The organism is Pseudomonas monteilii NBRC 103158 = DSM 14164, from assembly GCF_000730605.1.
GTDB lineage: Bacteria > Pseudomonadota > Gammaproteobacteria > Pseudomonadales > Pseudomonadaceae > Aquipseudomonas > Aquipseudomonas monteilii.
Genome location: NZ_BBIS01000100.1, coordinates 1 through 3,355, shown reverse-complemented (window position 1 = coordinate 3,355; position 3,355 = coordinate 1). Strand labels below are relative to the sequence as shown.

Here is a 3,355-nt window from a genome sequence, read left to right as displayed (position 1 = left end):
CCGGTCTGCATACCCAGCTTTGACAAACCACCTGAAAAAATCTTTCTGCGGGCCTCCTCAACCTTCTGCAGGGCCAGAGCCGAAGCCTCCTCTGGTGAACTAGCCTGATCGGAAGGCACCCAGGCAACAACTTGAGTTGCCCGAGCCGGATCACTTGATCCACCCAGTAGCATCAAACCCAAGCCAACACCTGCGACTGCACCACCGCTCATGCCTGAAGGTGGTGACACATATCCAATCGCACTTAATCCGACGTCCCCTAGCCCTGCCACTGAACGGTTGGTGGGACTCACTCCATCAACGCTCCCTACCATCTCGATTGGAACGTCACGCTGCCCGGAAATCCCCATGGCAGTCAGAACGTGCATCGCATCCGACCATTTTTCTTTCGGCACATCCTTTGGCTCAGGAAGCTGAACAGTCTTCGGCGATTGAGTGGAAGAGCACCCAACCAGAAAAGCTACTGCCGCAGCCAGCACGCTGACTCGAATCAATGTTGATGTACTACCCATGGCGCTACTCCCTGTTGTGATCTCCACAGCTTACGGCGGCTTGCTGAAAACCCAACGACACACCACTGCGACAGAACCGGCTTGGGATTTCCAAGACCTGGCATAGCGTGTCATGCAATGTCATGCACACGGAGCACCACCATGGAATTTCGTCACCTTGGGAACGGACGGACCTTCCCACCTGTAGCGCCGAATGGCCGGATTTACGCCGTACCAGTCACCCAGGAAAACCAGATAGAAATTTTCTGCCTGACACCTGAAGGGGTCGTTGGAAGCGGAGTTAAGGCCAACTGGGCTGAGATCACAGGTTTCTACTACGACGACGAGTCCTGGGAAATAATCCTGCGCAACTACATCGGTAGGGGGATGCGTTTCCGCCGAGGAGTACCGTGTGGGATCGTTGAGGACGGTTGCGAAATCTTCAGAACAAACATTCAAGGGTTCGCAATCCCAATTTGCGTAATGAACCGCATCGCTTTCGAGCAGAAAAAAACGCATCAGACCTGATGGCGGCTTTGGTCTTTCAGAGCAACCCGCAGCCTGAATAGCTCACGTGGCTTGCCATTCCCTGGCAGGAAATTTCTCAGAGATCTAATTTCCGGCGCTTTTGTTGCGTGAAAGCGAAACCCACGCCAGGAAACCGTTTGTAGGCTGTATCCGAGTAGTTAAAGGAAGTCGGATATGACCAACAGAACTGTTAGACGCTGCTCGCACGAGCAAGCCCTCTATGCCAAATCGATACGCGGCCTATGCGCTACGTAACCGTGAGGAAATTTGCCAGCGAGTCTGGTTACTCCGAAGACGCTATCCGATCGAAGCTTCGCGACGGAATTTGGCGGCTCGGAGAGATATGGATCAAGGCCCCAGATGGCCGAGTACTAATTGATGTGGAAGGATATGAATCGTGGGTAGAGATGGGCGGGGAGTTCGGGCAGTCTCCGAATCGAGTATCGAAATCACCTTTATGTATCGGGGCGTCCGTTGCCGGGAGAGGATCGCGCTCAAGCCCACCGCCACTAACCTGAAGCGCGCCGAGCAGCACAAGGCCGCTGTGGAACATGCCATTGCGGCCGGCACCTTCGACTATGCAATCACCTTCCCGAAGTCCAAGCGCGCCCTGCAGTTCGCCCCAGAGGCTAGCCGAGAGACTGTCGCCGGTTTTCTAACCCGCTGGCTTGAGGCCAAGCGCAGGCACGTCTCCAGCAGCACGTTCGACGGCTATCGCAAGATCATCGAGCAGCGCCTGATTCCTGCGCTGGGACCGGTGATAGTCGTGGATCTCAAACGAAAGACAATCCGCGACTGGCTCAATACCCATGAGGTCAGCAACAAGACACTGAGCAATATTCAGAGCTGCCTGCGTTCTGCGCTGAATGACGCGGTCGATGAAGAGTTGATCGACATAAACCCGCTGTCAGGCTGGAACTACGCTCGCAAGGGGAAGGTGAAGGACGATGACGTAGATCCGTTCTCCACCGATGAGCAACGCGCTATCGCCGCCGCGCTCACCGGCCAGGCGCAGAACCTGGTCCAGTTCGCGTTTTGGACCGGCATGCGCACCAGCGAGCTGGTGGCGCTCGACTGGGGCGACATCGATTGGCTACGCGGCGAGGCTCACATCTCACGGGCGATGACCCAGGCTGCCAAAGGAAAAGCCGAGGTTACGAAGACCGTTTCCGGGAAGCGCAGCATCAAGCTGCTCGGGCCAGCCTTGGAAGCACTCGAAGCGCAAAAGAAATTCACTTTCCTAGCAGGCGTAGAGGTGTTCCAAAACCCTAGGACCGGCGAGCGCTGGGCAGGCGACGGTCCGATCCGCAAGACCATGTGGGCGCACGCACTACAAAGGGCAGCCGTGCGCTACCGTCGGCCTTACCAGACTAGGCACACCTATGCCTCAATGATGCTGTCGGCCGGCGAGCATCCCATGTGGGTCGCGCAACAGATGGGGCATAGCGACTGGACGATGATCGCCAGGGTTTATGGTAGATGGATGCCGAATGCCGACCAGGATGCCGGCAGTAAGGCGATTTCCTTGTGGTGCACTGCACCGGAACCAAGCATTATCCCTGACCCAGAAAAGTAGCTGATCGACAACGGTAGGGAACCATCAGATGGCAAGGAAACTTGTAGAAGGCGAAAGAGTGTTCGTACCAACCTCCAGAATAGGAGGAATGGAGGATGTACCTTCAGTGGTTTGGGAAACCAGCGTTGTCGCCGCCGAGCCTGGAAAGGTAAAGGTCCAGCTGAGGCAGGGAGCTGTTTCGGAATGGATCGGATCGGGGTTGTGCCACAGAAACATTGGCATACTCATTCTTACCCTCGGCGACTTAAAAACCGAACAAACGCTCCTCGACCCTCTAGCCAAGTCAGTACTACAGTACTGCCGATTACTTGTACCTGACGATCATGTGAAGGCCTACAAAATACGATCTCTAGCTGAACTGAAAGCCATATGGTCAGTTGAGCAGGCAAACTACTCCCACGTGATCCTGATCGGGCATGGTAGTCAAGATTCCCTTCTACTGGCGAATGAGGGATGGGCCGGCCGCGAAGCTATTGCTAAAGCCTTCCAAAAACGTGGAGCGAAGAAGAAAGTATTCATATCTCTTTGCTGCAAGACTGGATATCAGTCGCTTGGCGGGATGCTCTCGAAAATGGCAATTTGTAGTCAGTTCATAGCTCCGTTCCAGAGCGTCCACGGTGCCATCGCATCCCAGTTTGCCCAGACCTTCCTCGCATATCACCTTCTCCAAGGCGAAAGCACTGGGGTTGCATTCAAGCACGCGAGAGAAAGCACTCCAGGTAGCACGAGTTTTAGGCTATGGAAAAAAGGAAAGCTAAGG

3 protein-coding genes and 1 pseudogene are annotated in these 3,355 nt (G+C 55.1%); 3 read left to right on the top strand and 1 reads right to left on the bottom strand.

Translation table 11 applies throughout. The features are described 5' to 3' along the window. Nucleotides 1-512, bottom strand: a pseudogene (locus PM2_RS30585) (hypothetical protein); the annotation flags it as partial. A gap of 141 nt (nt 513-653) precedes the next feature. Between PM2_RS30585 and PM2_RS29235 the strand changes: the two are divergent. The 3 genes from PM2_RS29235 to PM2_RS29225 form a co-directional block, all read left to right on the top strand. Continuing rightward, on the top strand, nt 654-1,019 hold the full coding sequence (locus tag PM2_RS29235; protein WP_028700099.1) for a hypothetical protein: 366 nt from the start codon (nt 654-656) through the stop codon (nt 1,017-1,019). A 397-nt stretch (nt 1,020-1,416) separates the two neighbouring features. Further along, the gene (locus PM2_RS29230) at nt 1,417-2,595 is read left to right on the top strand and encodes an Arm DNA-binding domain-containing protein (RefSeq protein ID WP_028700100.1); all 1,179 of its coding nucleotides are present in this window, start codon (nt 1,417-1,419) and stop codon (nt 2,593-2,595) included. A gap of 28 nt (nt 2,596-2,623) precedes the next feature. Next, nucleotides 2,624-3,355: hypothetical protein (locus PM2_RS29225; protein ID WP_155276343.1), on the top strand; the 732-nt coding region annotated here is incomplete at its 3' end.